Origin of the sequence: Streptomyces sp. OfavH-34-F (assembly GCF_022347745.1) — a bacterium.
Classification (GTDB): domain Bacteria; phylum Actinomycetota; class Actinomycetes; order Streptomycetales; family Streptomycetaceae; genus Streptomyces.
On sequence record NZ_JAKRGC010000409.1, the window covers coordinates 1 to 4656 of the forward strand.

The 4656-nt window shown below is 74.2% G+C and carries 5 protein-coding genes and 1 pseudogene; 4 read left to right on the forward strand and 2 right to left on the reverse strand.

The genetic code is table 11. The features are described from left to right. The first annotated feature begins 212 nt into the window (after positions 1 to 212). From MHW47_RS32140 to MHW47_RS32150, 3 genes and pseudogenes are all read left to right on the forward strand, one after another. The gene (locus MHW47_RS32140; RefSeq protein ID WP_239227383.1) at positions 213 to 1184 is read left to right on the forward strand and encodes a zinc-binding dehydrogenase; all 972 of its coding nucleotides are present in this window, start codon (positions 213 to 215) and stop codon (positions 1182 to 1184) included. 31 nt (positions 1185 to 1215) lie between these two features. Continuing rightward, positions 1216 to 1425 (forward strand): helix-turn-helix domain-containing protein, encoded by a 210-nt coding sequence (locus MHW47_RS32145; RefSeq protein WP_239227384.1) that lies wholly within the window; start codon positions 1216 to 1218, stop codon positions 1423 to 1425. After that, positions 1425 to 2000, forward strand: a pseudogene (locus tag MHW47_RS32150) (Clp protease N-terminal domain-containing protein); the annotation flags it as partial. The gene MHW47_RS32145 and the pseudogene MHW47_RS32150, both read left to right, overlap by 1 nt. Before the next feature lie 77 nt (positions 2001 to 2077). Here the strand turns inward: MHW47_RS32150 and MHW47_RS32155 are convergent. Beyond that, the gene (locus MHW47_RS32155; protein ID WP_239227385.1) at positions 2078 to 3064 is read right to left on the reverse strand and encodes a PadR family transcriptional regulator; all 987 of its coding nucleotides are present in this window, start codon (positions 3062 to 3064) and stop codon (positions 2078 to 2080) included. A gap of 1 nt (position 3065) precedes the next feature. Continuing rightward, positions 3066 to 3923, reverse strand: coding sequence for a DUF4097 family beta strand repeat-containing protein (locus tag MHW47_RS32160; RefSeq protein ID WP_239227386.1), 858 nt, complete (start codon positions 3921 to 3923; stop codon positions 3066 to 3068). Positions 3924 to 4116: 193 nt separating this feature from the next. On the opposite strand from MHW47_RS32160, the gene MHW47_RS32165 reads away from it, so the two are divergent. After that, on the forward strand, positions 4117 to 4656 hold a 540-nt coding region (locus MHW47_RS32165; protein WP_239227387.1), incomplete at its 3' end, for a hypothetical protein.

The following is a 4656-nucleotide window of genomic DNA, read 5'->3' on the forward strand; positions in this document are numbered from 1 at the left end:
CCTGTGAAAGCTGGGTCGGTGAAACGTGGGCGCGTGTCGCGATCCGGTGGCCGTCCCGTCGCCCGTCCGTCACGCCGGTGTGACGGTTGGTGACGGAAGGGGCCCGGGGGCGGCGGGGCCGGGCCCCGCCCCTGCCGAAGGGACCGGGGCGCGGTGCGTGTCACACGCGCAGCCGGTTACGCGCGGGTATCCCGGCCCCTATCGTCGGCGGCATGTTCGCCGCCTACGCATCCAGCCTGGACCCCGCCCACCCCCTCGACGGCCTCGAACTGGGCGAGCGCCCGGCCCCGCGGGCCCGCGACGGGTGGACCACCGTCGACGTCAGGGCCGCCTCCCTCAACCACCACGACCTCTGGTCCCTGCGCGGCGTCGGCCTCGCCGAGGACAAGCTGCCGATGATCCTCGGCTGCGACGCCGCCGGGATCGACCAGGACGGCAACGAGGTCGTCCTGCACTCCGTCATCGGCCAGACCGGCCACGGGGTCGGGCCGGACGAGCCCCGCTCCATCCTCACCGAGCGCTACCAGGGCACCTTCGCCGAGCAGGTCACCGTGCCCACCTACAACGTGCTGCCCAAGCCGAAGGAGCTGAGCTTCGAGCAGGCCGCCTGCCTGCCCACCGCCTGGCTGACCGCCTACCGCATGCTCTTCACCAACGCCGGGGTGCGGCCCGGGGACTCCGTCCTCGTCCAGGGCGCCGGCGGCGGGGTCGCCACCGCCGCGATCGTGCTCGGCCGGGCCGCCGGGCTCCGCGTGTACGCCACCAGCCGCGACGAGAACAAGCGCGCGCGGGCCGTGGAACTGGGCGCCGTGGAGGCGTTCGAGGCGGGGGCGCGGCTGCCGCACCGGGTGGACGCCGTCATCGAGACGGTCGGCGCCGCCACCTGGTCCCACTCCGTCAAGTCGCTGCGGCCCGGCGGCACCCTGGTCATCTCCGGCGCGACCAGCGGGGACCGGCCCTCGCACGCCGAGCTGACCCGGATCTTCTTCCTGGAGCTGAAGGTCGTCGGCTCGACGATGGGCTCCAAGGACGAACTGGAGGACCTGCTCGCCTTCTGCGCCGCGACCGGGGTGCGCCCCGTCATCGACGAGGTGCTGCCGCTGGACCGGGCCCGCGAGGGCTTCGAACGGCTCGCGGCGGGCGACCAGTTCGGGAAGATCGTGCTCACTGTCAACAACGGTTGACACAGGCAGGGTGTCAACGTACGTTGACATCATGACCGAAGCAACGGATCTTGCCGCGCAGGCGGGCGACCGCGACCCCCGGGTGGGGCTGCGGTCGGTCGCCGCGCTGCGGCGGCTGCTGGAGCAGCTGGAAGCCGTACAGGTCAGGAGCGCCCGCGCCCAGGGCTGGTCCTGGCAGGAGATCGCCGCCGAACTGGGCGTCAGCCGGCAGGCCGTGCACAAGAAGTACGGGAGGCATTGATGTTCGAGCGATTCACGAAGGACGCCCGCGCCACGGTGACCGGAGCCGTGGAGCACGCCGAACGGACCGGGGCCGGCACGGTCACCGAGGACCACCTGCTGCTCGCCCTGCTGGACCGGGACGCCGGCCGCGCCGCGTTCGCGATCACCGCCCTGGGCCTCGCGGACCGCAGGCAGTCCGTGACCGCGGCCCTCGCGGACGTACGCCGGCGGGGCGGCATGACGAGGGCCGACGCGGACGCGCTCGCCGGTATCGGCATCGACGTCACCGCGGTCGTCGCCCGCGTCGAGGAGGCGCACGGCGAAGGTGCCCTGCGCAGCGACCGGGGCGGGCGGCGGCGCTGGACGGGCGGCCCCTCCTTCTCCCGGGAGGCGAAGAAGATCCTGGAGAACTCCCTGCGCATCGCCCTCGGGCGCGCGGACCGGTCCATCGGCGCGGAACACCTCCTGCTGGCCCTCGCCGCCACGCCGGGCCCCGTCGCCGAGGTGCTCACCGAGCACGGGGCCGGCTACGGAGCGGTGGAACGCGCGCTGTTCGGAGCGGGCGGCGGCACGGAGGGCCACCGCAAGGCGGGCTGCCCCGCACCGCCACTGCCCCGTACCGCCGCCGCCCCGCAGCTTCCTGGCCCGCGTGCCGGCGCCCGCGTCCTGCGCTACTTCGGCCCGTCCCCGCGCAGCGTCGCCGCGACCTGGGCCGCCGCCGTCGCCAGGTGGCGGCGGATCTCGCTCAGCTGGGACTCCGTCACCCCGTGGTCGCGGGCCGCGTCGCGGATCTCGTCGCGGAAGCGGTCGAGCAGCCGGTCCAGATCGCGGGCCGGGTCGCCCGTGCCGCCGGTGTCCTTGCCCCAGTCGGGGTCCGCGCCGGCCGGCTCCGGCTTGACGTACGGGGCCCAGCTCCCGGTGCGGGCGAAGCCGCCGAGCTGGCCGGTGATCTCGGCCAGGCCCTCGCGGACCCCGGCCGGCCAGTCGCCGCGCGCGAAGTGCTCCTGGACCTGGCGTGCGGCGTTCTGCATCTGCTCGCGCGCCCTGTCCTGGGCCTCCTTCGCCTGGCGGCGGGCCTGCTGGGCGTCCTGGCGGGCGCGCCGGGACTCGTCCTTCGCGCGGCGGGCCTGCTCCTTCCACTCCTGCTTCGCCTTGCGCAGCTCCTCCTTCGCGGTGCGCCAGGACTCGGGGTCGCCCAGGTCGCCGAAGGTCGGGTCCTTGATCCCCGGACCGGAGCCGGGACCGGGCCCCGTCCGGCCGCCCGACGTGTGGCGCGACTCGTCGGCCGCCGCCCGCATCTCGCTGCGCAGCTTGCCCGCCGCGCCGCGCACGTCGTCCCGCATCTCGGCGGCCAGCTCGGAGACCGACTCGCGGATCTCCAGCTCCAGATCGGCGAGTTCACCGGTGCGCCCGGCCAGCTCGGTACGGCCCGCCCCGGTGATCGAGTAGACCTTGCGGCCGCCCTCGGTGGCGTGCGTGACGAGGCCCTCGGCCTCCAGCTTGGCCAGCCGCGGGTACACCGTGCCCGCCGAGGGGGCGTAGAGACCCTGGAAGCGCTCCTCCAGCAGGCGGATCACCTCGTAACCGTGCCGGGGGGCCTCGTCGAGCAGCTTGAGGAGGTAGAGGCGAAGGCGGCCGTGGGCGAAGACGGGGGCCATGTCAGAACACCTTTCCGGCCGGTGCGGACTCGTACGGTTCCTCTTCGGCCGGTGGGCGGCGCAGCAGCGCGATCGACCCGGACACCGTGGTCGCCCGCAGGGTTCCGGTGCCGGAGCCCAGCGTGCCGGTGATCTTCTTGGAGCCCCAGTGGCCGCTGACCCGCAGGTCCTCGAAGCCGTTGGAGACGGAGCCGCTCGCGGTGTTCGCCTCCACCCTGGCGTCGGCCGGGTGCGGCAGCCGGATGGCGATCTCGCCGGAGACCGTGTTCAGCCGGATGTCCGTGGGCTTCCCGGCCGGGTCGAGGTCGAGGACCATGCCGCCGCTGACGGAGTCCGCCTGCACCGAGGCGCCCGACCCCTCGACGACCGTCAGATCCCCGGAGACGGAGTGGAACCGCAGGTCGCCCGTGACGGACTGGGCCTCCACGCTGCCGGACACGGTCTCCGCGCCGACCGGCCCGGAGAGCTTGACGAGCGTGGTGTCGCCGGTGACGCCGCGTACCTCCGTACGGCCCCGGACACCGGAGACGAACGCCCCGGCGCCCACGACCCCCACCTCCACGGACGCGCCGGCCGGGACCGCCAGCGAGACGACCGCGCTGCGCCGCCACTCCTTGCGGTCGAGCCACTTCAGCAGGTTCTGCCAGGCCAGGTCCTCGTAGGCCACGGTCAGGACGCCGTCCTCCTGCGTCACCAGCAGCGGCGGTCCTTCGAGGGAGGAGACCTCCAGGCGCGCGGTCGGCTCGTCGGTGCCGACCACGTTGACCGTGCCGTTGACGACGCGCACCTTCAGCGCCGTCACGGGTTCGTCGAAGGTCAGCTTCTGAGGCTCGGCGACGGCCCACGTCGAGACAGGCATGGATCTGACCTCCCGGGTCGGCGGACGACGCAACATATCGCGTCTCTTGAAGAACACGATATATCGCGGATGCGGGAAGTCAAGAAGAGGGTGGGTGGGAAGGCGGCAAGGGGGAGGGCGCGCGGAGGTGCGGGGCGCCGTAAAGGCGTACAAAACGGATCAGAAGGGGGTGAGGTGTCCTACCGTGTGATCCATGGACGCGACCTCACCCGTGGGTGCCCTGCTGCTGTGCCGGACCGTGCCGGACGCCGTGCGCCCGGTCGCGCACCTGCTGCGCGAACCGCTGCTGCTCGCACCGGCCGGGCAGGGCTGGACCGTCCTCGTGCCGGAGGGCGAGCCCTGGCAGGGCGGCAGGCGCGCACGGGCGGGGGAGGGGGAGCGCGCCGAGCCCGTCGACCGGGTGCTGGGCGGCTGGGCCACCGCGCTCGCCGTCGGCTCCACCTGGCCCGTGCTCGCCCTGTGGTGGGACGGCGACCGGGCCGGCTACACGCTCGCCGCCGGATTCCGCCGCCCGGTCGGCTACGTATGGCTGGCGGACGGCACCGCGGCCGGGGAGGACGAGGCCATGCGGACGTTCGCCGAGCGGCTCGGGCTCGACCCCGTACTCGACGTGCAGGCGCTCGAAGCGCTCACCCGGCCCGATCCGGACGCGGACGCCCGCACGCGGCTGCGCGGGCTGCTCGCCGTACTCACCCGCACCGGCCTGACGGTCCCGGCCGGCCTCGACCCGGGC

Bases quoted from the DNA above. Each gene is read 5' to 3' on its own strand.
- MHW47_RS32155 (WP_239227385.1), bottom strand. From the start codon at position 3,064: ATGGCCCCCGTCTTCGCCCACGGCCGCCTTCGCCTCTACCTCCTCAAG.
- MHW47_RS32145 (WP_239227384.1), top strand. From the start codon at position 1,216: ATGACCGAAGCAACGGATCTTGCCGCGCAGGCGGGCGACCGCGACCCC.
- MHW47_RS32160 (WP_239227386.1), bottom strand. From the start codon at position 3,923: ATGCCTGTCTCGACGTGGGCCGTCGCCGAGCCTCAGAAGCTGACCTTC.
- MHW47_RS32140 (WP_239227383.1), top strand. From the start codon at position 213: ATGTTCGCCGCCTACGCATCCAGCCTGGACCCCGCCCACCCCCTCGAC.